The sequence below is a fragment of the Enterobacter cloacae complex sp. 2024EL-00711 genome (genome assembly GCF_047529885.1).
Taxonomy (GTDB): domain Bacteria; phylum Pseudomonadota; class Gammaproteobacteria; order Enterobacterales; family Enterobacteriaceae; genus Enterobacter; species Enterobacter ludwigii.
Genome location: NZ_JBLIZC010000001.1, coordinates 97934 through 122093 on the forward strand (window position 1 = coordinate 97934; position 24160 = coordinate 122093).

Here is a 24160-nt window from a genome sequence, read left to right on the forward strand (position 1 = left end):
CCCGCAGCTGCTCATTAGCGCACAAATTATTCATTTGCCGTCGACTTTTCCGTTGTGAAACAGCGGCAACCCCAAAATGAACGTCGTGTTTTTTCCCGGTTTTCTTATAAAAAACGCGTCTGGCGAAAAAGGCTATTTATTGTATAAAAATTCACGTAACCGAATATAACGGCACTCTTTTACTGTAGATAATTATGGCAATTTTGGGCGGGAAGACGCTGAAAATAGTACGAAAAAATAATGATTTTGCGGCGGGGGTTCAAAAGAAAAATTGTCGGCGCTTCCCGAAGGGAAACGGCCGACAATTTAAGCGGTTATCAGGCGACCGGGCGCGCGATAACGCTGCGGGTTTCCATGCGAACTTCAGCGATGTTTACGTCAATCACGTCTGTGACTTTGTAAACTGTTTCACCTTTGATTTGCACAGTACCATTTTCCTGGCTGCAGACCAGTTCGTCACGGACGGCATGCAGGAACGGGGCAGGGATAAAGGCGACGGCACCGTTATCCACCAGGCGAACGCGCATACCGCCCCGGCTGATATCAATGATTTCTGCGGCGAAGCGAGTATCTGTACCCGCTTTATCCTGCAGGTAGCGTGCGTACAGCCAGTCTCCCACGTCACGTTCCGCCATACGGTTCAGGCGACGTCGTTCGGCCATCTGCAGGGTGGTGTCATTTTGCGGACGCGCAATGGACTCACCCTTAATGATCGCCTTCAGCAGACGGTGGTTGACCATGTCGCCATACTTACGAATAGGTGACGTCCAGGTCGCGTAGGCTTCCAGGCCGAGGCCAAAGTGTGGACCCGGCTCGGTACTGATTTCAGCAAAGGACTGGAAACGACGAATACGGCTGTCGAGGAAACCGGATGGCTGTGCATCCAGCTCGCGGCGCAGCTTACAGAAGCCCTGCAGCGTCAGCACTTCTTCAGGGTCAACGTGCACATCGTGGTTCTTCAGCAGGGCCGCCAGCGCTTCGGTATTGGCCGGATCAAAACCGGTGTGGACGTTGTAAATACCAAAGCCCAGCTTGTCACGCAGGACGCGAGCGGCACAAATGTTGGCAGAAATCATCGCTTCTTCAACAATGCGGTTCGCAATGCGACGCGGTTCGGCCACGATATTCAGCACTTCGCCTTTTTCACCCAGCACAAAGCGATAGTCCGGACGATCCTTAAAGACAAGCGCATGGGTTTTACGCCACTCGCCGCGGTTCAGACAAATGCGGTGCAGCAGGCGGATCTGTGCGGCAATCGCGTCTGATTCTGGTTTCCAGGTGCCGGTATTCTCAAGCCAATCGGAAACATTGTCGTAGGCCAGCTTGGCTTTCGATTCGATGGTTGCGGCAAAAAATTCAATATCGTCTTCGATCGCGCCATCGGCGGCGATGGTCATGCGGCAGGCAAGGACCGGACGCACTTCATTTGGACGCAGTGAGCAGAGGTCATCTGACAGTTCGCGCGGCAACATGGGGATGTTGAAGCCCGGCAGGTAGTTAGTGAACGATCGGACTTTTGCCATATCGTCCAGCTTGCTGCCTTCAACGATCCATGCGGTGGGATCGGCAATGGCGACGGTCAAATGCACTTTGCCATCAGCGCTCTCTTCCGCATACAGCGCATCATCCATATCTTCTGTGCTGGCGCTGTCGATAGTGACAAACTCCAGGGCAGTGAGGTCGCGACGCGTCAGGTCTTCGTCCTGCATTTCAGTCGCTACGCCGTCTGGCGCTTCTTTCTCAAGATTATGGCGTGCAAGCGTCACCCACCATGGCACGAAATGGTCGTCGCCAAAGGTGATGAACTGGGTCAGTTCAGCATAAAAGCCACGATCGCCTTTCAGAGGATGACGGCGCATTTCTGCTACGGCCCAGTCACCTTCTTTGAAATCATGCTCAACACCACGGGCGGCGCGGCAAGGAATGGCATCTTTCAGCAGGGGATGATCCGGCACGATAGAAAGACGATCGTCTTTTCGCTGGACCTTACCCACGAAGCGGGTCAGGAACGGTTCGATCAGTTCTTCCGGCTCGGCGGACTCACGTTCCTTTTCGGTATGAATGACGGCCGTAATGCGGTCGCCATGCATCACTTTCTTCATCTGCGGTGGCGGAATGAAGTAGCTTTTCTGCGCATCAACTTCAAGGAAGCCAAAGCCCTTTTCCGTGGCTTTTACGACCCCTTCTGCACGCGGCGTCTGGGAATGCAGTTGCTGTTTAAGCTGCGCTAGCAGCGGGTTGTCCTGAAACATAATGTTCTATTTTCGTAGCCATTGAGCGGCTGACAGTTTTACGCGATTCTCACTGTCACAGCAAGCGGTCTTTGGGTAATTAGTATGGTTATTCCCCTTTGCCAAACGCGACTTTCAGGCGTTCAAGCCAGCCATCCATCGCGCTCCGGGTGAGCAGTTTTATCGCCCGTACCGCAGGCAGTCCTTGTTCAGTGAGCGGGGTGAACTGTGCGGCACTGAAGCGGTCCGGAGAACGCGTCAACAAGTCGATTGCCGCCGAAAGCGCCGGCGAATCAAGAGAAATATCATCATGGCTGTTTACCAGGATCTCACCCGTCAGGTCGAGCAGGATGGGCTCATGGCTGAGTACCGGCGTCAGCGCTTCAAGGGCGGGTTCGGCCTGCCAGCGGGAAAGCGATTCAAGCTGATGCGCGCTGGCATAACGCAGTTCAACGACAGGTAAAAGCGCCACCCAGGACTCAGGAGCGGCTGGCAGCGTGTGCGGCTGAATATGGTGGCCGGGTAGCCAGCGTACAGGATGCCCCAGCAGGGCCTGAAAGACGGCCACCACGCGTGCCTGAAAACCGATAAAGCCGATAATCTGATTAATAAGCACCATGTCGTAGGTTGTCAGGCCCACCTCATCAAGCTGCTGCTGTGCTTTATCATCGATGACATCAGGTGAGCTGGCGAGCTGACGGGCGTACTGGGTGATTTGTGCCAGGCGGCGGTTACTTTCGCGTGAGGAGTCAGGGCCGGGAAGCGGGGCGAGGAGGGCGGCATAGTGGTTACACAACCGTTGGACGCCACAGGCCTGCGCGACCGTTAATGCAGTACTCAATCTGTCGTAGGCGCTGAGCGTATGCAGCCGGTTAACGGAGATTGAGAGCGGAAACAACAGGTGGCATAAGGTTCTGGCAGGGGTGAGCCAGCCAGTACAGGCGGCGACAATCTCGTCAGGCAGGGCTAAATCGAGCAAAAAACGATCGTCGACGTTAGCGGCTTCGGGCACCAGAGGCAGAACATCCGTCTGCGCGTGGTTTGACTGGGTTTCGTGGTACCAGTGGCCTTTGCCGGAAAAACGGCGTTGTTCCATGGGCGTTCCTTGATCTCAAAATGGCGATCAATATCCTGGCGTAAGGCAGATGTGGGGAAAAATATTGTTAGGTGATAACAAATAGCTGAACGGAATAACGACGGGGTCGGGCGGAGGAAGGAAAACTCTCTTCCCGTGAGGGAAGAGAGTCACAGCTTATTTAATTTCCAGCTCGTTCATTGCAGCGATGTTGAAGCCGCCGTCAACGTGAACCACTTCGCCGGAGATACCCGCGGAAAGGTCAGAGCACAGGAACGCTGCAGAGTTACCCACATCTTCAATGGTAACGGTACGACGAATCGGCGTAACCGCTTCGCAGTGCGCCAGCATTTTACGGAAATCTTTGATACCGGAAGCTGCCAGGGTACGGATTGGACCCGCGGAGATAGCGTTCACACGCACACCTTCTGGACCCATCGCGTTCGCCATGTAGCGGACGTTTGCTTCCAGAGACGCTTTAGCCAGACCCATAACGTTGTAGTTAGGGATAGCACGTTCTGCGCCCAGATAGGACAGGGTCAGCAGAGCTGCGCCTGGGTTCAGCATCGCACGGCAAGATTTAGCCATTGCCACGAAGCTGTAGGAGCTGATGTCGTGAGCGATTTTGAAGCCATCACGGGTTACCGCGTTCACGTAGTCGCCGTCCAGCTGATCGCCAGGAGCGAAGCCGATGGAGTGAACGAAACCGTCGAATTTCGGCCATGCTTTTGCCAGTTCAGCAAACATGCCATCGATGCTTTCGTCTTGTGCAACGTCGCATTCCAGAACAAGGCTGGAACCCAGCTGCGCGGCAAACTCTTCTACACGGCCTTTCAGCTTGTCGTTCTGGTAGGTGAACGCCAGCTCAGCGCCTTCGCGATGCATAGCCTGTGCGATGCCGTATGCGATGGACAGTTTGCTGGCAACGCCAGTTACCAGAATGCGCTTACCGGAAAGAAAACCCATAGATTTAATCCTTATATTCATTGCTTATTTTTTGCCTTGTAAATCATAGCATTACAGGCAACATTTCAAAGTCATTCGAAATTAGCTCGAAATTATATCCCACTCAGTGCCCCTTGTGTCACGCTATTTCTCGCTCAAAGCCCGTGACGTATGTCATGGAAGGGGGTGAGCGAACGCGTTATCACGCTGTTTCACAGGCATCCGTCCATTATATCACTGCGCGGCCGGTTCGCCTCATCCAACCAGAGGCGGGCGTTTTTGCGCAAAATGATCCGTTCAGTGGATTTTACGTATTACAATCCAGTTAGAGTCAAAACATGAAAGAAATCATTAACAAAGACGCTATAGACTGGGTTGAAGATAATATTTTATCTCTGGAGCATATCGATCGGCTGGTCGTAAAAACGGGTTACAGCAGAAGGACGCTCGAAATCTGGTTTAAACACCAATTCCACCAGTCGCTGGGTGAGTATATGCTCAGGAGACGAATGAGCTATGCCGCGTCTTTATTAAGGATGACGTCGCTGCCGGTCACCGAAATCGCTCACATTTTTCAGTATCATAGTGGACAGGGTTTTGCCCGCGCGTTTAAGAAATTGACCGGGAAAACACCGTCTCAATATCGAAGCGATGAAATATGGGACTTCCAGCGTTACCATCCTTCACTGTTATTAGAAGGGCTCCGTAAACCTGACGTGAAGATATGTCGGCTGGCGCGGACGTTTTCCTATAACGATACCCTGACGGAATATGATCATATTTTTAATCCTGCGATACAGGATGTGACCAAAAGACTGAGAAAACTTTTGCTTGATCATCGTGGGGAGGTAAAAGAAATCGCCATCAGGGGACGGCGTCCAGAAGGCCTGGATAAAAGCCGGGAAAACATGGCTGAAGTCATAATTGATTATCTGTCACCGGATAATACGTCGCACCAAAAACAGGAATATCATTTTTCCGGTAAATATGCCGTTATGCGGTATGACGGTAGCTGGTGCGCCTACGGTAAGCTCAGCAAAAAGAACTATTTTTATAACCGCTATAGACACCAGAATCTCGCCGTTCCTGCCTCTCATGTGGCAGGCCAGACGGAGCTGGCAACGAGCCTTGCGCTTTCGGAATCGGTTTATCAGACGTTTCAGAACAATAAGCGGCTGTATGTAGACTTCAATAGCCACGGCGATGTGGTGAATGTCAGCACATGGCGCTAGCGTTGCCTCTGGCCTTGCCGGTAAGGGTGATCTCACTGGTGAGTAAAGCGCAGTAGGGAATATCCCGGTTCGGTACGACATCGACCGGGATAATCCACTTCAACAGACTGAGGTCGGTTAACTGAAGCATCTGAAAAGAGGGTGGCAAGCCTGACCGGTTTGCCCCTCGATGTTAAGCAGAGAATGGTGTAAATCGCTCTGCCGTTTCACGTCTTTTATTTATGCGGTATTAATGAACATGAATAACATTACGTTGGCTGAGAAAATGATCGTGCTGTCCGGTGCGCTGCTGTTTGCACTGATGATCGCGGTGAACTCCTTTTTTGTTAATGATAATCCAGGTTTCAGGGTACCCATGACAACCTATTTGATCGTCATGATTGCGCTATTTTTTCTGGATACCATTATCTCTATTTTTATCCAGATGCAGTATGCGTCTGACCGATCTCATTTATCCCTGTTAATCCTGAGCATGGCGTTTCTGAGCGGTCTCATCTATTTCATAGAAACGATTATCGTCATTCAGCTTCCTGAAGACGCAGGGTTAACCCATACGCTAAAAACTAACGATACGGCGGTATTTTATTTTTTCCGCCAGTTAAGTTTTATTTTTTTGCTGGGGCTTGCTGTATGGGTGGAGAAACACACGGCACGGCGACGGTTCACATTACGGAATAAGGTCTGGCTGGCGCTAATATCGTTAATCCCCCTGGTTATGTTCCCGGTGCTGGCCCATGCTTTGAGCAGCTACAATCCAACCTGGACATTAACGATAGCCGCGTATCGCCCCGATCAGTATCATCCTGTCTGGGATGTCCGCTACGTTAACGCTCTGATAGTGCTCTGGTCGGCCCTGGCCTGCTACATGACTTACGTGACACGCTTTTCATCTGGCGTCTGGAACAGCATCATCGTGGTATGCCTTTCTGCAATCACCTATAACTTTTTCCTGCTCTTACTCGATACGTATAACCTGTCGCTCTGGTATATCAGCCGGGCGGTAGAAGTGTTCAGTAAACTATTTGTTATCTGTACCTTATTGTTACATGTCTTCAGCTTGCTGAGATTTTTTGGCGATCGGGTTAACCGCGATCCCCTTACGCAGATCTTCAACCGCAAGTATTTTTTTGAGGCACTTCAGCGGCTCCGCATGCTCAGAACAGAAAAGGGCACCAGCATTATGATGCTGGATATCGATAACTTTAAGACCATTAATGACACCTGGGGTCATCCTGTGGGGGACCGCGTCATTCTGGCGGTCGTGGATATTATTAAAGACAGTATTCGTGATAACGACGTCTTTGCCAGACTGGGAGGTGAGGAGTTTGGTCTGCTGTTGCCCGACACGGACAGGAGTATGGCCGTAGCCGTCGCAGAACGTATTCGTCAGAATGTTGAGCAACGCACCGGGCAGGGTAACCTGTACGCGGTGCCCCTGACGGTAACGTTAAGTATTGGCGTGTGCTCAGCCATTCAGGAAAACGTCAACAGTAGCGATATCATTCGTGATGTGGATGAAGCACTGTATGAGGCCAAGCACGGTGGTAAAAACAGAACCGTGTGCAGACAGGCCGCAGGGTCGGTCTGAACCGGCGTTGCGCGCCTCCCGCGGTGTGATTTACGCGCAAGAAAAAACGGGGTTATAACACAGGGATGTAAATATCAAAGTTAACGCGCTCATCGCTGCAGGCGTTAAAACGCATTAAATGAATGCCATCGCGCAACGTCAGGCGGTTCGTCACCATTGCCTTAACAAACGCAATTTTGTTATAGGCGCTATAACATTCCCAGCTGCCTTCAAAGGACATTTTTGCATATTTTCCGGTAAGTAAAAGTGTGTCTTTCTTTGTTGTTTTAGTGCTGTCTAAACAATATGAAATTAAGACTTCTACCAGATAGGAACGGCTTTTACCCAGACGTTCTGGTCGGCGCGGCACTATGGCAAGCTGTTGGATCCGATCGCGATTCTCAAGCAGGAGTTTTTTGATTTTTTTAGTGACATCGTGCACCGCAGTATCAAAAAGATGATCGTGCTCTATAATCTCATGGGTATACGGAAAAATCTCATTGAGTTCACAGAGTGTTATTTCGGGTGTTTTAAGATCGTCTAATAAAAATGAGGGCTGAAGGATATCAAAATCCCACTCTTTTGCATTTCTGTATTCAGAAGGGGTGAGTCCCGACATCTTTTTAAAGGCTCTTGAAAACCCCTGGCTGCTTTGGTAGTGAAATAAATAAGCAATGTCCGTAACGGGAAGCGACGTCATTCTGAGCATGATGGCTGCAAGGCTCAGCCTTCTCCTTAGGATGTACTCACCTAAAGAGAGGTGATATTTCTCTTTAAACCATGTTTCGATGGTTCTTCTGCTATACCCGGTATCTTTAACCAGTTGATCAATATGTAAAATAGAAAAATTATTTTCCTCTACCCAGGTGAGAATATATTTACTAATACTTTCTTTCATTCGATATCTACAGCGTGTGGCGTCATGACGTAATTAATAAATTGCCGGTGGGGTCTATGCCAAATATTTGCTTTATTGCGGTGGGATTCTGGCAATGACCTTAATTTCAAAATCAAAGCCCGCAAGCCAGTTTACCCCCACGGCCGTCCAGTTTGGATAAGGGGGGCGGGGGAACGCTAATTTTTTGGCTTCCATGATGGTTGAAAACTGATTTTCTGGATCGGTATGAAACGTCGTCACGTCGATCACATCATCAAACGTACATCCCGCGGCAGAAAGCGTAGCCTGGAGATTATCAAAAGCCAGTTGTACCTGAGCGCCGAAATCCGTTTCAGGTGTGCCGTCGCTGCGGCTTCCAACCTGGCCTGAGACAAATAACAGATCGCCAGAGCGAATGGCAGCAGAATAGCCATGTTCTTCATAGAGGGCATGACGATTAGCGGGAAATACAGGTTCACGTGGGTGCATGGCATTTCCTTTTCGATTGGGGGTATTGTTGAGATCACGCGGTCGTATTAACATACGCGGCGTATGTCAAAATCTAAACCACATACGCCACGTATGTCAAACGTAAAAACACAACGTAACCAAGGACGTCTTATGGCTGCAAAAAGCCGTGCCGAAACGGCCCAGGAAAATCGCGAAAAAATGATTCAGGCAGGGCGCAAAGCTTTTGCCGAGAAAGGCTATGCCGCAGCCTCCATGGATGAGTTGACCGCAAGCGTGGGGTTAACACGTGGAGCGCTATACCATAATTTCACTGACAAGAAAGGCTTGCTGGCTGCGGTGGTCGCCCAGATAGACAGCGAAATGGCACGAAAGGCGAAGGAAATTGCCGCCAGCGCCGAGAATGACTGGGAGCGACTGCTGGCGGAAGGCGTCGCTTACATCAAAATGGCGCTCGATCCGGAAGTGCAGCGTATTGTACTGCGTGATGGTCCGGCTGTTCTGGGTGACCCGGCCCACTGGCCCAGCCAGAATAGCTGCCTGGAATCTACCCGTCAGACCATAGAAAAAATGATTGAACGCAAGGTCCTGAAAGACATGGATGCAAACGTCGCTGCACAGCTGTTAAATGGCGCTGCGCTCAATGCTGCACTGTTGATAGCCGCCAGTGACGATCCACAGAAGACGTTGCCACATGCGATTGAGGTGTTTGTCCTGCTTGCAAGCGGGTTACGCCATCAGTGAAAGGAAAGGGTTAACGCGCGCGAGCTGCCATTTAACCCTTAAAGGAATGGGTGTGCCGGGGGCATTTTTGTCGGATAAGGGGCGTTAAAACGCCGCGAGGATTTCGCGTGTGGTGAGCGTTGTTAATCCGCCCCTTGCACCAACGCGCTAGCGATCTTTTCTCCACGCGTCCGCGGTTAATGCTTCACCGAAATGGCCGGCAATCAATCGCTTAGTCAGTTCATGAAGCGGAGAGGCCATAACATCTGCGGTACTGCCACGTTCAACAACCTCACCCTGATGCATGACCATCACCTGGTCGCTGATGTGTTTCATCATCCCCAGATGTTGGGTCACGTAGATATACGAGATACCCTGTTTTTCCTGTAATTCGAGCATCAGGTTAATTAACTGCGACCGCATCGACATATCCAGCGAGGCGAGCGCTTCGTCGGCGATGATCACTTTCGGGCGCAATATCAGCGCGCGCGCGAGCCCAAGACGCTGTTTCTGGCCGGGGGCGAGCATGTGCGGGTAATAGCTCTCGTGATCGGGCAGCAGCCCAACCATCCGCAGGGTTTCAAAAACGCGTTTGCGTCGCGCTTCTGGCTCGAGATCGGTATTCAGACGCAGCGGAAAATCGAGGATTTGCGAAATACGCTGACGCGGGTTGAGCGATGTCGACGGATCCTGGAAGATCATGCGGATACGCTGGCTGCGGAAAGAGTAATCGCCGAATTCCAGCGGATGGTCATCTATCAGCACTTCGCCGCCGGAGGGTTCAACCATGCCTGCCAGCATCTTCGCCAGCGTGGATTTACCGGAACCGTTCTCACCGATGATCGCCAGCGTCTGTTTTTCGCGCAGGGTAAAGCTGAGCGGCTTCACGGCTTCAACGGTCTGACGATGGAACAGCCCGGTACGGTAGCGAAAGGTCTTACTCAGGTTACGGACTTCCAGTAAGGTTTCGACCATTTCACTCTCTCTCCATGTTCAGCGGGAAATGACAGGCATATAGATGATTTTTAGCCCCTGTCAGGCGTGGCGTCTCAATACATTTACGCTGCGCATACGGGCACCGCGGCCCCAGACGACAGCCAATCGGCAAGGACTCCAGCAGCGGGATAGCCCCGGGCAGGGTATTCAGGCGACTCTTGTGCGGCATGGCGCTGCCAAAATCTGGAATGGCGCGGATCAGCGCCTGCGTATACGGATGATGCGGCGCGGTGATGAGGTCTTCACTCGGGGCGGTTTCGACCGTCTGCCCGCAGTACATCACATCAATCTTATCAGCCCATTTGCTGAGCATTTGCAGGTCGTGACTGATCAACAAAATGGTGGTGTTGTTGTTCTGATTCAGACGCGTCAGCAGGCGGAAAATCTGCGCCTGCGTGGTCGGTTCCATCGCGTTGGTCGGTTCATCCGCAATCAGCAGACGCGGCTGATTGGCCAGCGCGATGGCAATCATCACTTTCTGACACTCACCGTCGGTCAGTTCGTACGGAAAACTGCGCATGGCATCTTTATGATCTTTGATCCCGACGCGGTGCAACAGCTCAATAGCACGACGCTTACGCCAGCCAAACCGTTGCCACCAGCGGCCTTTATAGGTCCACCCGGGAATGTTCTGCATCAGCTGTTTGCCCACGCGCTCGGACGGGTCAAGACAGGATTGCGGCTCCTGGAAAATCATTGATACGTTATGGCCGACCAGCTTGCGACGCTCGCGAGGAGAAAGGCGTTGCAGGTCGATATCATCAAAACGCATACGGTCAGCGGTAACGCGCCAGTTATCCTTCGCCACACCACAGATGGCTTTGGCGATCAGGCTTTTCCCTGAACCGGATTCACCCACCAGCCCACGAATTTCACCCTCAGCAAGGGTGATACTGATGCGATCGACGGCTTTCACCCAGCCTTCACCGGTTTTGAACTCGATGGTCAGGTTGCGAATATCAAGAAGCGGCATTATTGCACCCCCGCATTAATTGCACGGCGTATACCATCGCCCAGCAGGTTGACAAGCAGCACACTCACCATAATGGCTGCGCCCGGTAACATGACCGTCCACGGCGCAACGTAGATAAGCTCGAGCGCGTCACCAAGCATCGCGCCCCATTCAGGCGACGGCAGCTGCGCGCCGAGATCGAGAAAACCAAGCGCCGCGATGTCCAGAATCGCCATCGACAGGGCGCGGGTGATCTCCGTGACCAGCCCGGCAGCGATGTTCGGCAGTACGGCAAACCAGAGGATGTTTAAGGTTGTTGCACCGTCCAGGCGAGCAGCGACGACATACTCTTTTTCCAGCTCGTCATGCACCATGCTGTATACCGAACGCACGATGCGGGGGAGGATCGCCAGCCAGACCGCGAACATGGCATGCGACAGATGTGGCCCGACAAACGCCACCACAATGATGGCCAGCAGCAGGGACGGAATAGAGAGCAGGGTGTCGAGAATGTGGTTCAGTGCCGCCGAGCGCAGGCCATGCGTCGACCCGGCAAAGATGCCGAGCGCCAGACCGCAGATGGTGGCAGCAAACGTCACCACAAATGCACCGCCGACCGTCGGCGCCGCGCCGCTCAACAGGCGGCTCAATACGTCACGCCCCAGGTCGTCCGTACCGAGGAAGAAAGAGACCTCACCGTAGCGCGACCAGGATGGGGGCAGCAGCTGATAGCCAAGGAACTGCTGATCAATACCGTAGGGCGCAAACCAGGAGCCAAAAACGCAGAGCAACACCAGCCCGGCGAAGCCATAAAGGCCAATCATTGCCGTGGTGTCACCATAGAATTTACGCCACACGGTACGCAGCGCACCGGGCGTGCGCTTTTCACTGTATACGTTATCGTAGGGCATACCATTCCTTATGCTTCAACGGGTTGGCCATAGCACCCAAAATATCGGAAATCACGTTAACAATAATCACCAGAGAGCCAATCACCATGACGCCCGCCGAAATGGCGGCGTAGTCCTGCTGGCGGATAGCGTTGATCAACCATCGTCCCAGTCCCGGCCAGCTGAAGACCATTTCGGTAATCATCGCCAGGGTGAGCATGGTGGAAAACTGGAGCCCCAGTCGCGGGATAACAGGCGGCAGGGCGTTATGCAGCACATTACGGCGCAAGATAGTCAGGCGCGATAAGCCGCGCGTGGCGGCCGCTTTGACATAGTTTTGATCGAACACCTCGATGGTACTCAGGCGCATCAGGCGGATCACTTCGGTTGTCGGTGCCACCGCCAGCGTCAGTACCGGTAAGACCATATGGCGTACGGCGCTGACGATCATCTCATGTCGCCAGGCTGAATCAGACAGCCAGGCGTCAACGATAGCAAACCCGGTCACCGTTTTTACCGTATACAACAGGTCAAAACGGCCAGAAACCGGCAGCCAGCCCAGGTTGAGGGAGAAGAAAAGCGTCAGCAGCAGCGCCAGCCAGAAGATCGGGATCGAGAAGCCGAGCAGGGCGAGGGCGCTGATAAATTTATCCTGCCATTTGTTGCGATAAATCCCTGCCAGCATCCCTACCGGAATACCAACCATTAAGGCAAAACCGAACGCCAGAATGCACAGCTCCATTGTCGCCGGGAAAACCTCTTTCAGCTGCTCAGAGATGAGCTGTCCGTTGATGCTTGAAACACCGAAATCCCAGTGCAGCAGACCGTTAAACCAGAAGAGCCACGCATCCCACAGCGACGACCCCTGAAGCGGGGCGTGCGGGGTGAAATAGCTCAGACTGAAACCAACAAAGGTCAGGAAAAAGAGCGTCACCAACAGCAGCAGAAGGCGGCGCAAGGTAAAAATGATCATGGTTTTTTCACCTCTTGTTCTTTTTCGCGAGATACGCCGGCGAAGGAGGCGTTGCCGAATGGACTCAACACCAGACCTTTAATATCATAGCGATAGGCCTGCAGGCGCAGGGACGAGGCCAGCGGCAGCACGGGCAGCTCTTCGGCAAGGATCTTCTGCGCTTCATCATAGGCGTCTATGCGTGACGCCAGCTGTTGGGACGCCAGCGCTTTTTGCAGCACGCCGTCAAATTCCCGGTTGCACCAGTGGGCGTAGTTGGTCTGGGAGTTAATCGCCGCACAGCTCAGCAACGGACGGAAGAAGCTGTCCGGATCATTACTGTCGGTCGCCCAGCCTGTCAGGGTTAAATCATGGTTCATGTCCATCAGGCGCGCCTCCTGGAAACGACCCTCAACCGGCACGATGATCACTTTCACCCCCACCTGCGCCATATCTGCCTGCAACAGCTCGGCGGTCTTCAGCGGGCTTGGGTTCCAGGCCTGAGAGCTGGTCGGTACCCAGAGTTGCAGCGTCAGGTTTTCCGCCCCCAGCGCTTTCAGCTGTTCACGCGCTTTTGCCGGGTTGTATTCCGTAATTTTAGCTTCACTGTCATAGGCCCACGAGGCTCGCGGCAAAATAGAGGCGGCGGTTTCTGCCGTACCGTAATAGATCGACTGCATCAGACGCTGGTTGTTAATGGCCAGCGCCAGCGCGTGGCGTACGGCAGGGTTGTTCAGTGGCGGCTTATCGGTATTAAACGCCAGATAGGCGATGTTCATGCCGGGGCGTAACGTCAGGCGCAAACGCGGATCGTCGCGCAAAATGGTGAGCTGGCTGGCAGCAGGCCACGCCAGCACGTCGCACTCCCCGGTCAGCAGTTTTGATAAACGCCCCGTCCCGCCAGAGCCAAGATCGACCACTACCTGTGGCATCAGCGGCGTGCCGCGCCAGAAATGCGCATGGCGCTGCAGGCGGATATATTGTCCGGAGCGATATTCGGCCAGCTGGAACGGACCGGTGCCGACTGGCTGACGATCGATTAACTCCTGACGATCGATTTTGCTCAGGTTCGCGGCGTACTCAGCAGACATAACGGACGCATAGTGGGTGGCCAGGTGCCAGAGGAAAGAGGCATCCGGGCGCTTCAGCGAAAACTCCACCGTGCGGTTATCCAGCTTGCGAACGCTTTTAACGGTATCGGCAAACTGCAGGCTGTCGAAGTAGGGGAAGTTGCTGCCGTTAACGTTATGCCACGGGTGATTACGGTTAAAGATACGCTGGAACGTAAAGACCACATCATCTGCGTTCAGTTTGCGCGTTGGGGTAAACCATGGCGTGTGCTGAAATGTGACATCATCGCGCAGGTGGAAACGGTAGGTCGCACCGTTATCCAGGACTTCCCAGCTTTCAGCAAGCTCTGGCACCAGACGGTAGGTGTAGGGATCCACATCAAGCAGACGGTCATAGAGTTGCGCGGCAAGGGTATCCACAATCAGGCCGCTGCCCGCTTTTTGCGGGTTAAATGTATCAACCTGACCGCTTACGCAATAGACGAAGCCGCTGTCGCGAATATCAGGTTGCGTAGCGGGGTCGGGCGCAGCAAACGCCAGGCTGCTGAACAGACCAAGTGCAAAGAAGGACGATAAAACCAGACGCATAATTTTTAAGGTTTTTAGGTTCGATCTGCAAAGTGTATCGCACTTACGCCTGCTTCGTAAAAATGTCTGCGGGTAAGTGCTGATATTGTCAGCGCATTTGATGCTTTTTGAGCAATGCCCTTAATTGATGGTAGGTCAGACCCAGGAGTTCAGCCGCCCGTTTCTGGTTATATTTCGCCACCTTCAGGCTCTGCTCAAGCAGCTGTTGTTCCTGTTCATGCTGGAACTGCCGCAAATCCAGGGGAAGTGCAGGGGAAGCCCCGGACACGGGCGGGGCGGAAGCTGGCTGCGGGCTACGCTGAAAAGGATCGAGAATAATGTTATCCAGCTCGGTCTCACTGCTGCCGTGGCGATAGACAGAACGCTCCACGACGTTTTTTAACTCACGGATATTTCCCGGCCAGTGGTAAGCGAGGAGTGTCTCCTTTGCATACTCGCTGAACCCCGGAAAAAGCGGCAGGCCGAGTTCGCGACACATCTGAATCGCAAACTGCTCTGCCAGCAGCATGATGTCACTTCTTCGCTCGCGCAGCGGCGGGAGCTGAACGACGTCAAAGGCCAGCCGGTCGAGCAGGTCGGCACGGAATTTATCCTCTGCCACCATTTGCGGGAGGTTGGCATTGGTCGCGCACACCAGACGCACGTTGACCTGCAGCGGCTGGCTACCGCCGACGCGCTCCAGCTCGCCATACTCAATCACGCGCAGCAGCTTTTCCTGTACCAGCATGGGCGCGGTGGCCAGTTCATCAAGAAACAGCGTGCCGCCATCTGCGCGTTCAAAACGACCCGGATGGCGTTTTTGGGCACCGGTAAAAGCACCGGCTTCATGACCGAAAAGCTCCGTGTCGAGCAGATTTTCATTCAACGCCGCGCAGTTAAGCGAAATGAAGGGGCCATCCCAGCGTCCGGATAAATAATGTAGACGGTTAGCAATCAGTTCCTTACCCGTGCCGCGCTCACCGATAATAAGCACCGGCTTGTTGAGCGGCGCGAGACGGGAGACCTGTTCGAGGACTTCCAGGAAACTGTTGGCTTCGCCGAGTAAATTGTCTTTGTATCCAGCCATGATGAAATTAACCACTCCTTAGTGATATTCACCAGGTGAGCATAGTGTGCCGATGCCTGGAAATCAACCACATCAAGTAAAATCAACAAGATAAAAACTTGGCACGGTATTTGTATTAGCTATGTAGCAGGGCATCGCCCGATAACAGAACTAAGAGGATCACATTATGGGTATTTTTTCTCGTTTCGCCGACATCGTGAACGCCAATATCAACTCACTGCTTGAGAAAGCGGAAGATCCGCAGAAGCTGGTGCGCCTGATGATTCAGGAAATGGAAGATACGCTGGTTGAAGTGCGTTCTACCTCCGCCCGTGCGCTGGCTGAGAAAAAACAGTTAACGCGCCGCATTGAGCAGGCGACCGCTCAGCTTAACGAATGGCAGGAAAAAGCAGAACTTGCGCTGCGTAAAGATAAAGAAGACCTGGCCCGCGCCGCGCTGATTGAAAAACAGAAGCTGGCAGACATGGTCGCGACGCTCGAGCATGAAGTCACACTGGTCGATGATACGCTTTCGCGTATGAAGAAAGAGATTGGTGAGCTTGAGAATAAACTGAACGAAACGCGTGCGCGTCAGCAGGCGCTGGCATTGCGCCACCAGGCGGCAAGCTCATCCCGCGATGTACGTCGCCAGCTGGATAGCGGTAAGCTGGATGAAGCAATGGCACGTTTTGAGTCGTTTGAACGCCGTATCGACCATATGGAAGCGGAAGCGGAAAGTCACAGCATTGGTAAACAAAAGTCACTGGATCAGCAGTTCGCTGACCTGAAAGCGGACGATGAAATCAGCGAGCAACTTGCTGCGCTGAAAGCCAAAATGAAGCAAGACAACCAATAATAATTTGTGCGGCACCTGAGCGTGCCGCCACGCATCGTAAGACAAGGAGTACACATGAGCGCGCTTTTTCTGGCTATTCCCCTGACCATTTTCGTGCTGTTTGTTCTGCCGATTTGGTTATGGCTGCACTACAGCAACCGTTCTTCACGTGGTGAACTTTCCCAGAGTGAACAACAGCGTCTCGTACAGCTGACCGAACAGGCGAATAAAACGCGCGAACGCATTCAGGCGCTGGAAGATATCCTCGATGCAGAACATCCAAACTGGAGGGACCGTTAATGGCCGGACTGAACCTGAACAAAAAATTGTGGCGCATTCCGCAGCAGGGAATGGTACGCGGCGTCTGTGCCGGACTGGCTCATTATCTTGATGTCCCGGTCAAACTGGTTCGCGTGGTAACGGTGCTGTCGATCTTCTTCGGTCTGGCGTTTATCACCCTGGTGGCGTACATCGTGCTGTCATTTGTACTCGACCCGATGCCGGAAGGTGAACTGGCCGCAGAAGGCGCACCGACCAGCAACGATCTTCTCAACGCGGTTGACGATCAACTCGCCGCTGGGGAGAAGCGGTTACGTGAGATGGAGCGCTATGTCACATCTGACACCTTCACGCTGAGAAGCCGTTTTCGTCAGCTTTAAGAGAGAATATACATGAAGCAAAACTGGCAACAGGCCGGTCAGAAGGTAAAACCCGGCCTGAAAATCGCAGGTAAACTGGTCCTGCTGACGGCATTACGTTTCGGCCCGGCAGGTGTGGCGGGTTGGGCGATAAAATCTGTTGCCCGCAAGCCGGTAAGAATGTTGCTGGCTGTGGCGCTCGAACCTCTGCTGCAAAAAGTGGCAAAACGGCTTTCACGCCGCTACTTTCCCCAATAATTCCTGCGTACGTTAGCCTTTCTCGTTTTCGGGGCAGGCTAGCGATACTTCTTCGCTTTCCCTTTCTTTCTTTGCGGCAGCTCACAATACTGCGTTGAGCTGCTTTGCAATCGCCTTTTTCTGCGTCCCGGTCCGTTGACAGATATTTTTCATGGGAGTAGATTGCGTTCCGTGGGACCGCTACCATGGAAAATAAAATGCAGGCTAAAATTAAAGAAATCATTAATCTTGTATACGGGGAATCATTTTCCGATACCCATTTTTCGGTGTTGCTGGAAAAGATTGATAACGCGATTTCTGTTATTACAGATAAGCGTAAGGTGGGGTGGGATGAAAAAGATGTTGTCCTGATTACGTATGCCGATCAGTTTTCGGCAGAAGGGGAGAAAGCCCTGCCGGTTTTCACACGGTTTTATAATAAGTGGCTCTCTCACTCCTTTTCACATGTTCATCTTTTACCTTTTTATCCGTGGTCTTCTGACGACGGTTTTTCTGTTATTGATTACCGCGACGTCGCACCAGAAACAGGAACGTGGCAGGACATCGCCGAATTAAAACAATCAGCCAGTTTGATGTTTGATTTCGTCTGCAATCACATGTCGGCGCAAAGTCAATGGTTCGCGAATTACCTTAAGCAAATGCCGGGGTATAACGATTTCTTCATTTCTGTTGACCCTGAAACGGATCTGTCGGCCGTCACGCGACCGCGTGCTTTGCCCCTCCTCACGCCGTTTACGCTTCACGATGGCAGCGTACGCCACCTGTGGACCACCTTCAGCAGCGACCAGGTCGATCTCAATTTTGCCTCTCCTCAGGTTCTGATTGCGATGGTAGACGTGCTGCTGCACTACCTGACTGAAGGGGCGCGCTACATTCGTCTGGATGCCGTTGGGTTTATGTGGAAGATACCCGGAACGAGCTGTATCCATCTGGAACAAACCCATCAGCTTATCCAGCTTTTCCGTGCCATTACCGAGGCTGTCGCGCCGGGTACGGTGATAATCACTGAGACCAATGTCCCGCATAAAGACAACGTTGCCTACTTTGGTGACGGCAACAATGAAGCGCAGATGGTGTATCAGTTCTCCTTGCCGCCGCTTGTGCTGCATGCGCTACACCGTCAGGATGTCCGGGCGCTGTGTCAGTGGGCGTCGTCGTTGACGCTTCCTTCCACGAAAACCACCTGGTTTAACTTTTTGGCCTCGCATGACGGGATTGGCCTCAATCCGTTACGCGGAATTTTACCCGAGTCTGAGATCCTCTCGCTGGTAGAGAAACTTCAGGCCGAGGGGGCGCTGGTCAACTGGAAAAACAATCCGGATGGAACGCGAAGCCCGTATGAAATCAATGTCACTTATCTTGATGCGTTAAGCACAAGGGACTGCGATGACAATCACCGTATTGCCCGGTTTATTCTGGCTCATGCTGTACTCCTGAGTTTCCCCGGCGTGCCTGCCGTCTATATTCAAAGTATTCTTGGCTCGCGTAATGATTATGAGGGCGTGGAGCGCCTGGGATATAATCGTGCGATTAACCGCAAAAAATATCTCGCCGGTGAAATCGACAGTGAGCTTGAGAACGAAAATAGCCTGCGGCAGAAAGTCTATTATAGATTGCGTGAATTAATCGCCCTAAGGCGTGCAGAAAAAGCATTCCATCCTGACAGTCAGGCTTGTTTTAGTACGGCAGGCGAGCATGTATTAAAAATAATGCGTATTGCGCAAAGTGGCGAAAAAGTTACCGCGTTATTTAATTTCAGCGATCGCGTTCAAACGCTTGAGTCGAATATTCCATCCGGCAGGGAATTGATCGCCGGGAAAGATATTACTGGTACGACTCTGACCCTTAATCCATGGCAGGTGTTGTGGGTTAAAGAAAACTAAAAAAGGACCTTAAACATGAATATGCCCAAAATTGTGCTGATATCAGCACTGGTTTCGTGCGCCTTGTTGTCAGGCTGTAAGGATGACAAACCCTCTGCTGTCACCATTGAGTTTATGCACTCCTCAGTTGAACAGGAGCGTCAGGCGGTAATTACAAAACTGATTGAAAAATTCGAGAAAGAGAACCCGACGATTACGGTGAAACAGGTACCGGTAGAAGAGGATGCCTACAACACCAAAGTGATTACGTTGGCCCGCACCGGTGCGCTGCCTGAGGTCATTGAGGTCAGCCATGACTACGCAAAAGTCATGGATAAAGAGCAGCTGCTGGACCGGGATGCGATCAACGCCGCCATCAAAGCGGTGGGCGAAAACACCTTCTATGACGGAATCTTACGTGTCGTTCGCACGGAAGACGGCTCAGCCTGGACGGGGGTGCCAATCAGCGCCTGGCTGTCCGGCGTCTGGTATCACAAAGATGTGCTTGCTGCGGCGGGTATTGAGGAGCCGCATAACTGGGAACAGTTGCTGAAAGCCAGCCAACGCCTCAACGATCCGGCTAAAAAACGCTATGGCATTGCGCTACCCACGGCGGAAAGCGTGATGACCGAGCAGGCGTTTTCTCAGTTTGCGCTTTCCGGTGGCGCGAACGTTTTTGACGCCAACGGGAAAATCAACATTGATACCCCGGAAATGGTGAACGCGCTGGCGTTCTATAAAGCACTGGCCGCGACCACCATGCCGGGCTCGAACGATGTCATGGAGATTAAAGATGCCTTTATGAATGGTTCGGCGCCGATGGCGGTGTATTCCACCTATATCCTGCCGGCGGTCTATAAAGACGGCAACCCAGCCAACCTGGGCTTTGTCGTTCCGACTGAAACGTCTTCAGCGGTCTACGGCATGGTCACATCGCTGACGATCACCTCCGGTCAAACCGAAGATGAAACACAGGCTGCACAGAAGTTTGTCACCTGGATGGAGCAGGCACAGAACGCGTCTGACTGGGTGATGATGTCCCCGGGTGCCGCGCTGCCGGTGAACAAACTGGTTGTCGGCACGGACTCCTGGAAAGACAACGAGGTCATTAAAGCGTTTGGTCAACTTCCCTATGAGCTTATCGCCCAGTTCCCGAATGTGCAGGTATTTGGCGCCGTGGGCGACAAAAACTTTACCCGCATGGGTGATGTAACGGGGTCCGGCATCATCAGTTCCATGGTGCATAACGTCACAGTAGGTCAACAGGATCTCACTGCAACGTTAAGCAACAGCCAGAAGCGACTGACTGACCTGATTTCACAACGATAGGAGCGCTCTGCGGAAGGAAATTATGAAGACGTTGTTTTCTGGTCGTTCAGATATGCCTTTCGCCATGCTGCTGTTGGCCCCCAGCCTGATTTTGCTGGGGGGCCTGGTGGCCTGGCCGATGATTTCCAATATTGAAATCAGCTTTTTACGTTTGCCGCTTAACCCGCGCATTAGCGCCGTGTTTGTCGGGCTGGATAACTATGTTCGTATCCTCAGCGATGGCGCATTCTGGCACTCCCTGTGGATGACGTTCTGGTACACCGCCCTGGTGGTGATGGGCAGCACGGCGCTGGGGCTGGCCGTTGCCCTCTTTTTTAACCGGGAATTTCGCCTGCGGAAAACGGCGCGTTCACTGGTGATTTTGTCCTACGTCACACCATCCATCTCGCTGGTGTTTGCATGGAAATACATGTTCAACAACGGCTACGGCATTGTGAACTATCTGGGTGTCGATCTGTTGCACCTGTATGACCAGGCGCCGCTGTGGTTCGACAACCCGGGCAGCAGTTTTGTGCTGGTGGTGCTGTTCGCCATCTGGCGTTACTTCCCCTACGCGTTTATCTCGTTCCTCGCGATATTGCAGACCATTGATAAATCGCTGTACGAAGCCGCGGAAATGGATGGGGCAAATGCCTGGCAGCGTTTTCGTATCGTCACGCTGCCCGCCATTATGCCGGTGCTGGCCACGGTGATTACACTGCGAACCATCTGGATGTTCTATATGTTCGCTGATGTTTATCTCCTGACCACCAAGGTCGATATTTTGGGCGTCTATCTCTACAAGACCGCATTTGCCTTCAATGACCTCGGGAAAGCCGCTGCCATCTCCGTGGTGCTGTTCGTGATCATCTTCGCCGTCATTCTGCTGACCAGAAAAAGGGTAAACCTCAATGGCAACAAATAAACGCGTACTGAGCCGTCTCGGTTTTTATCTGGGGCTGGCGGTGTTTCTGATCATCACGCTGTTCCCGTTCTTTGTGATGTTAATGACCTCGCTTAAGAGCGCGAAAGAGGCGATATCGCTCCATCCGACCATCCTGCCGCAGGCGTGGACGCTGCAGCATTACATCGACATCTTTAATCCGCTGATTTTCCCGTTTGTGGATTACTTCAGAAACAGCATGGTGGTCTCGCTGACCTCGTCGATAATTGCCGTTTTTCTCGGCACGCTGGGGGCTTACGCGTTATCCAAACTGCGTTTTAAAGGACGCACGACGATCAATGCGAGTTTTTACACCGTCTATATGTTCTCGGGGATTTTGCTGGTGGTGCCGCTGTTCAAAATCATCACCGCGCTGGGGATCTATGACACGGAACTGGCGCTGATTATCACCATGGTGACCCAGACGCTGCCGACAGCCGTCTTTATGCTGCGCAGCTATTTCGACACCATTCCGGATGAAATAGAAGAAGCCGCGATGATGGACGGGCTTAACCGCCTGCAAATTATCTTCCGCATTACCGTTCCGCTGGCGATTTCCGGCCTCGTGTCGGTGTTCGTCTACTGCTTCATGGTGGCATGGAACGACTACCTGTTTGCATCCATTTTCCTGTCCAGCGCCAGCAATTTCACCTTGCCGGTTGGGCTGAACACCCTCTTTAGCACGCCAGATTATATCTGGGGTCGGATGATGGCGGCATCGCTGGTGACAGCGCTTCCGGTGGTCATCATGTACGCACTGTCTGAACGTTTTATCAAAAGTGGTTTGACCGCCGGTGGCGTTAAAGGCTGAGGCGGCCAGTTTTAACTAGGAGTCAGTCATGAAAAAGTTAGTTGCGACAGCGCCTCGTGTAGCGGCGCTGGTGGAATATGAAGATCGTCCTGTTGCCGTCCATGAAGTGAAAATTCGTGCGCGCTTCGGTGCGCCAAAACACGGCACCGAAGTGGTAGATTTCCGGGCGGCAAGTCCCTTCATTGATGAGGAGTTTAACGCGGAGTGGCAGATGTTTACCCCGCGTGAAGAGGGCGCGGCGCGGGGCATTGAGTTTGGTAAGTTCCAGCTGGGCAACATGATCGTTGGCGACATTATCGAATGCGGCGATGACGTGACGGAGTACCAGACGGGCGACCGTGTCTGCTGTTATGGGCCGCTGCAGGAGACGGTCATCGTGAATGCCGTTAATAACTACAAGCTGCGCAAAATGCCGCAAGGGTCTTCCTGGAAAAATGCCGTCTGTTACGACCCTGCGCAGTTCGCCATGAGCGGCGTGCGTGATGCTAACGTGCGGGTGGGGGATTTTGTCGTTGTAGTCGGACTGGGTGCCATTGGGCAGATTGCGATTCAGCTGGCGAAAAAAGCCGGTGCATCCATCGTCATCGGTGTCGATCCTATCGAACATCGCTGCGAAATTGCCCGCCGTCACGGGGCCGATTACTGCCTCAATCCGTTTGGTACCGATGTCGGTCTGGAGATTAAAAAACTGACCGGAAAGCAGGGCGCTGACGTGATTATCGAAACCAGCGGTTTTGCCGATGCATTGCAGTCTGCGCTGCGCGGGCTCGCCTACGGTGGAACGATCGCCTACGTGGCTTTCGCGAAACCGTTCGCAGAAGGGTTCAATCTGGGGCGTGAAGCCCACTTCAATAACGCGAAAATCGTTTTCTCGCGCGCCTGCAGCGAACCCAACCCGGATTACCCGCGCTGGAGCCGCAAGCGTATTGAAGAGACCTGCTGGGAACTGCTGATGAACGGTTATCTGAACTGCGAAGATCTGATTGACCCGGTTGTCACCTTTACCACCAGCGCTGAGAGCTACATGAAGTATGTCGATCAGCATCCGGAACTGAGCATCAAGATGGGCGTCACTTTTTAAGCTAAGGAGAGCATCAATGAAAATCGCAACGCAAAACCAGGCCTTTTTCCCGACTTCTATTCTGGAGAAATTCCAGTACATCAAAGCGATGGGTTTTGATGGCTTTGAAATTGACGGCAAACTGCTGGTGGATAATCTCGATGAAGTGAAAGCCGCAATCACCGCCACGGGCCTGCCGGTGACCACCGCCTGCGGGGGGTATGACGGCTGGATTGGTGACTTCATTGAAGAACGTCGTCTGAACGGATTAAAACAGATCGAACGCATCCTGGAAGCACTGGCTGAAGTGGGTGGAAAGGGGATTATTGTGCCCGCCGCCTGGGGAATGTTTACCTTCCGCTTGCCGCCGATGACCTCTCCACGCAGCCTGGCGGGTGACCGCGAAGCGGTGAGTGCTTCGCTGCGTTATCTGGATGAGGTGGCGGCGCGTACCGGGACCACCGTTTACCTTGAGCCGCTCAACCGCTACCAGGATCACATGATCAACACGCTCGCGGATGCGCGTCGCTATATCGAAGAAAACGCGCTCAGACATGTGCAGATCATCGGCGACTTTTACCACATGAATATCGAAGAAGATTCGCTAACAGAGGCGCTGCATCGCAACCGGGATCTGCTGGGTCATGTGCATATCGCCGATAACCATCGCTATCAGCCTGGCAGCGGGACGCTGGATTTTGCCACGTTGTTCGGGCAGCTTCGTGCGGACAACTATCAGGGCTACGTGGTGTATGAGTGCCGTGTCCGCGCCGACGATCCGGCCCAGGCTTACCAGGATTCACTCACGTATCTGCGTGAATGCTAAGGATGACG

General features: G+C 52.9%; 24 protein-coding genes. 13 read left to right on the top strand and 11 right to left on the bottom strand.

The features are described from left to right. Nucleotides 1–317: 317 nt before the first annotated feature. The 3 genes from ACMVME_RS00545 to fabI form a co-directional block, all read right to left on the bottom strand. Nucleotides 318–2252, bottom strand: coding sequence for an exoribonuclease II (locus tag ACMVME_RS00545; RefSeq protein WP_068794684.1), 1935 nt, complete (start codon nt 2250–2252; stop codon nt 318–320). A gap of 88 nt (nt 2253–2340) precedes the next feature. Continuing rightward, nucleotides 2341–3327 (bottom strand): CMD domain-containing protein, encoded by a 987-nt coding sequence (locus tag ACMVME_RS00550; protein ID WP_014170359.1) that lies wholly within the window; start codon nt 3325–3327, stop codon nt 2341–2343. A 156-nt stretch (nt 3328–3483) separates the two neighbouring features. Further along, complete coding sequence (gene fabI, locus ACMVME_RS00555) at nt 3484–4272, bottom strand: enoyl-ACP reductase FabI (RefSeq protein WP_020882447.1); 789 nt, start codon at nt 4270–4272, stop codon at nt 3484–3486. A 317-nt stretch (nt 4273–4589) separates the two neighbouring features. Here fabI and ACMVME_RS00560 point away from each other — a divergent pair, with 317 nt between their 5' ends. Together ACMVME_RS00560 and ACMVME_RS00565 are read left to right on the top strand one after the other, a co-directional pair. After that, the gene (locus tag ACMVME_RS00560) at nt 4590–5483 is read left to right on the top strand and encodes a helix-turn-helix domain-containing protein (RefSeq protein ID WP_068794683.1); all 894 of its coding nucleotides are present in this window, start codon (nt 4590–4592) and stop codon (nt 5481–5483) included. Between the two features lie 238 nt (nt 5484–5721). Beyond that, entirely contained in the window at nt 5722–7071 is a 1350-nt protein-coding gene (locus ACMVME_RS00565) for a GGDEF domain-containing protein (protein ID WP_068794884.1), read from the top strand. 52 nt (nt 7072–7123) lie between these two features. Here ACMVME_RS00565 and ACMVME_RS00570 read toward each other — a convergent pair whose 3' ends face one another. Beyond that, nucleotides 7124–7948: a helix-turn-helix domain-containing protein gene (locus tag ACMVME_RS00570; RefSeq protein WP_020882450.1), complete on the bottom strand. Its 825-nt coding sequence runs from the start codon at nt 7946–7948 to the stop codon at nt 7124–7126. 72 nt (nt 7949–8020) lie between these two features. Next, nucleotides 8021–8416: a RidA family protein gene (locus tag ACMVME_RS00575; protein WP_020882451.1), complete on the bottom strand. Its 396-nt coding sequence runs from the start codon at nt 8414–8416 to the stop codon at nt 8021–8023. Nucleotides 8417–8548: 132 nt separating this feature from the next. Here ACMVME_RS00575 and ACMVME_RS00580 point away from each other — a divergent pair, with 132 nt between their 5' ends. Further along, nucleotides 8549–9139: a TetR/AcrR family transcriptional regulator gene (locus ACMVME_RS00580; RefSeq protein ID WP_032678285.1), complete on the top strand. Its 591-nt coding sequence runs from the start codon at nt 8549–8551 to the stop codon at nt 9137–9139. Between the two features lie 147 nt (nt 9140–9286). On the opposite strand, the gene sapF is transcribed toward ACMVME_RS00580, so the two are convergent. The 6 genes from sapF to pspF all read right to left on the bottom strand — a co-directional run bounded on the left by sapF (nt 9287) and on the right by pspF (nt 15632). After that, nucleotides 9287–10093, bottom strand: a complete 807-nt coding sequence (gene sapF, locus ACMVME_RS00585) for a putrescine export ABC transporter ATP-binding protein SapF (RefSeq protein WP_014170351.1) — start codon at nt 10091–10093, stop codon at nt 9287–9289. A gap of 1 nt (nt 10094) precedes the next feature. Next, complete coding sequence (gene sapD / locus ACMVME_RS00590) at nt 10095–11087, bottom strand: putrescine export ABC transporter ATP-binding protein SapD (protein ID WP_014170350.1); 993 nt, start codon at nt 11085–11087, stop codon at nt 10095–10097. Next, a complete protein-coding gene (gene sapC / locus ACMVME_RS00595; RefSeq protein WP_014170349.1) occupies nt 11087–11977 on the bottom strand; it encodes a putrescine export ABC transporter permease SapC in 891 nt (296 codons plus the stop codon). The genes sapD and sapC overlap by 1 nt, the downstream gene beginning before the upstream one ends. Next, entirely contained in the window at nt 11964–12929 is a 966-nt protein-coding gene (gene sapB / locus ACMVME_RS00600) for a putrescine export ABC transporter permease SapB (RefSeq protein WP_014170348.1), read from the bottom strand. The genes sapC and sapB overlap by 14 nt, the downstream gene beginning before the upstream one ends. Further along, on the bottom strand, nt 12926–14566 hold the full coding sequence (gene sapA / locus ACMVME_RS00605) for an ABC transporter substrate-binding protein SapA (protein WP_068794682.1): 1641 nt from the start codon (nt 14564–14566) through the stop codon (nt 12926–12928). The genes sapB and sapA overlap by 4 nt, the downstream gene beginning before the upstream one ends. A gap of 88 nt (nt 14567–14654) precedes the next feature. Continuing rightward, nucleotides 14655–15632: a phage shock protein operon transcriptional activator gene (gene pspF, locus ACMVME_RS00610; RefSeq protein WP_044866560.1), complete on the bottom strand. Its 978-nt coding sequence runs from the start codon at nt 15630–15632 to the stop codon at nt 14655–14657. 166 nt (nt 15633–15798) lie between these two features. Between pspF and pspA the strand changes: the two genes are divergently transcribed. The 10 genes from pspA (at nt 15799) to ACMVME_RS00660 (ending at nt 24152) form a co-directional block, all read left to right on the top strand. After that, on the top strand, nt 15799–16467 hold the full coding sequence (pspA, locus tag ACMVME_RS00615) for a phage shock protein PspA (RefSeq protein WP_014170345.1): 669 nt from the start codon (nt 15799–15801) through the stop codon (nt 16465–16467). 54 nt (nt 16468–16521) lie between these two features. Further along, nucleotides 16522–16746: an envelope stress response membrane protein PspB gene (gene pspB, locus ACMVME_RS00620; protein ID WP_414743338.1), complete on the top strand. Its 225-nt coding sequence runs from the start codon at nt 16522–16524 to the stop codon at nt 16744–16746. Next, nucleotides 16746–17105: an envelope stress response membrane protein PspC gene (gene pspC / locus ACMVME_RS00625; protein WP_014170343.1), complete on the top strand. Its 360-nt coding sequence runs from the start codon at nt 16746–16748 to the stop codon at nt 17103–17105. The genes pspB and pspC overlap by 1 nt, the downstream gene beginning before the upstream one ends. 12 nt (nt 17106–17117) lie before the next feature. Further along, nucleotides 17118–17342, top strand: a complete 225-nt coding sequence (pspD, locus tag ACMVME_RS00630) for a phage shock protein PspD (protein WP_014170342.1) — start codon at nt 17118–17120, stop codon at nt 17340–17342. A 185-nt stretch (nt 17343–17527) separates the two neighbouring features. Next, nucleotides 17528–19225: a sugar phosphorylase gene (locus ACMVME_RS00635; RefSeq protein WP_068794681.1), complete on the top strand. Its 1698-nt coding sequence runs from the start codon at nt 17528–17530 to the stop codon at nt 19223–19225. Between the two features lie 15 nt (nt 19226–19240). Beyond that, entirely contained in the window at nt 19241–20533 is a 1293-nt protein-coding gene (locus tag ACMVME_RS00640; RefSeq protein ID WP_020882458.1) for an ABC transporter substrate-binding protein, read from the top strand. A 22-nt stretch (nt 20534–20555) separates the two neighbouring features. Beyond that, nucleotides 20556–21437 (top strand): carbohydrate ABC transporter permease, encoded by an 882-nt coding sequence (locus tag ACMVME_RS00645; RefSeq protein ID WP_025204014.1) that lies wholly within the window; start codon nt 20556–20558, stop codon nt 21435–21437. Continuing rightward, on the top strand, nt 21424–22266 hold the full coding sequence (locus tag ACMVME_RS00650; protein WP_068794680.1) for a carbohydrate ABC transporter permease: 843 nt from the start codon (nt 21424–21426) through the stop codon (nt 22264–22266). The genes ACMVME_RS00645 and ACMVME_RS00650 overlap by 14 nt, the downstream gene beginning before the upstream one ends. A gap of 28 nt (nt 22267–22294) precedes the next feature. Next, nucleotides 22295–23347 (top strand): zinc-dependent alcohol dehydrogenase, encoded by a 1053-nt coding sequence (locus tag ACMVME_RS00655; RefSeq protein WP_047356413.1) that lies wholly within the window; start codon nt 22295–22297, stop codon nt 23345–23347. Between the two features lie 16 nt (nt 23348–23363). Continuing rightward, nucleotides 23364–24152: a sugar phosphate isomerase/epimerase family protein gene (locus ACMVME_RS00660; protein ID WP_032680900.1), complete on the top strand. Its 789-nt coding sequence runs from the start codon at nt 23364–23366 to the stop codon at nt 24150–24152. Nucleotides 24153–24160 lie beyond the last annotated feature (8 nt).

Bases quoted from the DNA above. Each gene is read 5' to 3' on its own strand.
- ACMVME_RS00565 (WP_068794884.1), top strand. From the start codon at position 5,722: ATGAATAACATTACGTTGGCTGAGAAAATGATCGTGCTGTCCGGTGCG.
- ACMVME_RS00575 (WP_020882451.1), bottom strand. From the start codon at position 8,416: ATGCACCCACGTGAACCTGTATTTCCCGCTAATCGTCATGCCCTCTAT.
- ACMVME_RS00560 (WP_068794683.1), top strand. From the start codon at position 4,590: ATGAAAGAAATCATTAACAAAGACGCTATAGACTGGGTTGAAGATAAT.
- ACMVME_RS00550 (WP_014170359.1), bottom strand. From the start codon at position 3,327: ATGGAACAACGCCGTTTTTCCGGCAAAGGCCACTGGTACCACGAAACC.
- pspA (WP_014170345.1), top strand. From the start codon at position 15,799: ATGGGTATTTTTTCTCGTTTCGCCGACATCGTGAACGCCAATATCAAC.
- ACMVME_RS00655 (WP_047356413.1), top strand. From the start codon at position 22,295: ATGAAAAAGTTAGTTGCGACAGCGCCTCGTGTAGCGGCGCTGGTGGAA.
- sapD (WP_014170350.1), bottom strand. From the start codon at position 11,087: ATGCCGCTTCTTGATATTCGCAACCTGACCATCGAGTTCAAAACCGGT.
- ACMVME_RS00545 (WP_068794684.1), bottom strand. From the start codon at position 2,252: ATGTTTCAGGACAACCCGCTGCTAGCGCAGCTTAAACAGCAACTGCAT.
- ACMVME_RS00645 (WP_025204014.1), top strand. From the start codon at position 20,556: ATGAAGACGTTGTTTTCTGGTCGTTCAGATATGCCTTTCGCCATGCTG.
- fabI (WP_020882447.1), bottom strand. From the start codon at position 4,272: ATGGGTTTTCTTTCCGGTAAGCGCATTCTGGTAACTGGCGTTGCCAGC.
- ACMVME_RS00660 (WP_032680900.1), top strand. From the start codon at position 23,364: ATGAAAATCGCAACGCAAAACCAGGCCTTTTTCCCGACTTCTATTCTG.
- pspF (WP_044866560.1), bottom strand. From the start codon at position 15,632: ATGGCTGGATACAAAGACAATTTACTCGGCGAAGCCAACAGTTTCCTG.
- sapF (WP_014170351.1), bottom strand. From the start codon at position 10,093: ATGGTCGAAACCTTACTGGAAGTCCGTAACCTGAGTAAGACCTTTCGC.
- sapA (WP_068794682.1), bottom strand. From the start codon at position 14,566: ATGCGTCTGGTTTTATCGTCCTTCTTTGCACTTGGTCTGTTCAGCAGC.
- pspB (WP_414743338.1), top strand. From the start codon at position 16,522: ATGAGCGCGCTTTTTCTGGCTATTCCCCTGACCATTTTCGTGCTGTTT.
- ACMVME_RS00580 (WP_032678285.1), top strand. From the start codon at position 8,549: ATGGCTGCAAAAAGCCGTGCCGAAACGGCCCAGGAAAATCGCGAAAAA.
- ACMVME_RS00570 (WP_020882450.1), bottom strand. From the start codon at position 7,948: ATGAAAGAAAGTATTAGTAAATATATTCTCACCTGGGTAGAGGAAAAT.
- ACMVME_RS00640 (WP_020882458.1), top strand. From the start codon at position 19,241: ATGAATATGCCCAAAATTGTGCTGATATCAGCACTGGTTTCGTGCGCC.
- sapB (WP_014170348.1), bottom strand. From the start codon at position 12,929: ATGATCATTTTTACCTTGCGCCGCCTTCTGCTGCTGTTGGTGACGCTC.
- ACMVME_RS00650 (WP_068794680.1), top strand. From the start codon at position 21,424: ATGGCAACAAATAAACGCGTACTGAGCCGTCTCGGTTTTTATCTGGGG.
- pspC (WP_014170343.1), top strand. From the start codon at position 16,746: ATGGCCGGACTGAACCTGAACAAAAAATTGTGGCGCATTCCGCAGCAG.
- ACMVME_RS00635 (WP_068794681.1), top strand. From the start codon at position 17,528: ATGGAAAATAAAATGCAGGCTAAAATTAAAGAAATCATTAATCTTGTA.
- pspD (WP_014170342.1), top strand. From the start codon at position 17,118: ATGAAGCAAAACTGGCAACAGGCCGGTCAGAAGGTAAAACCCGGCCTG.
- sapC (WP_014170349.1), bottom strand. From the start codon at position 11,977: ATGCCCTACGATAACGTATACAGTGAAAAGCGCACGCCCGGTGCGCTG.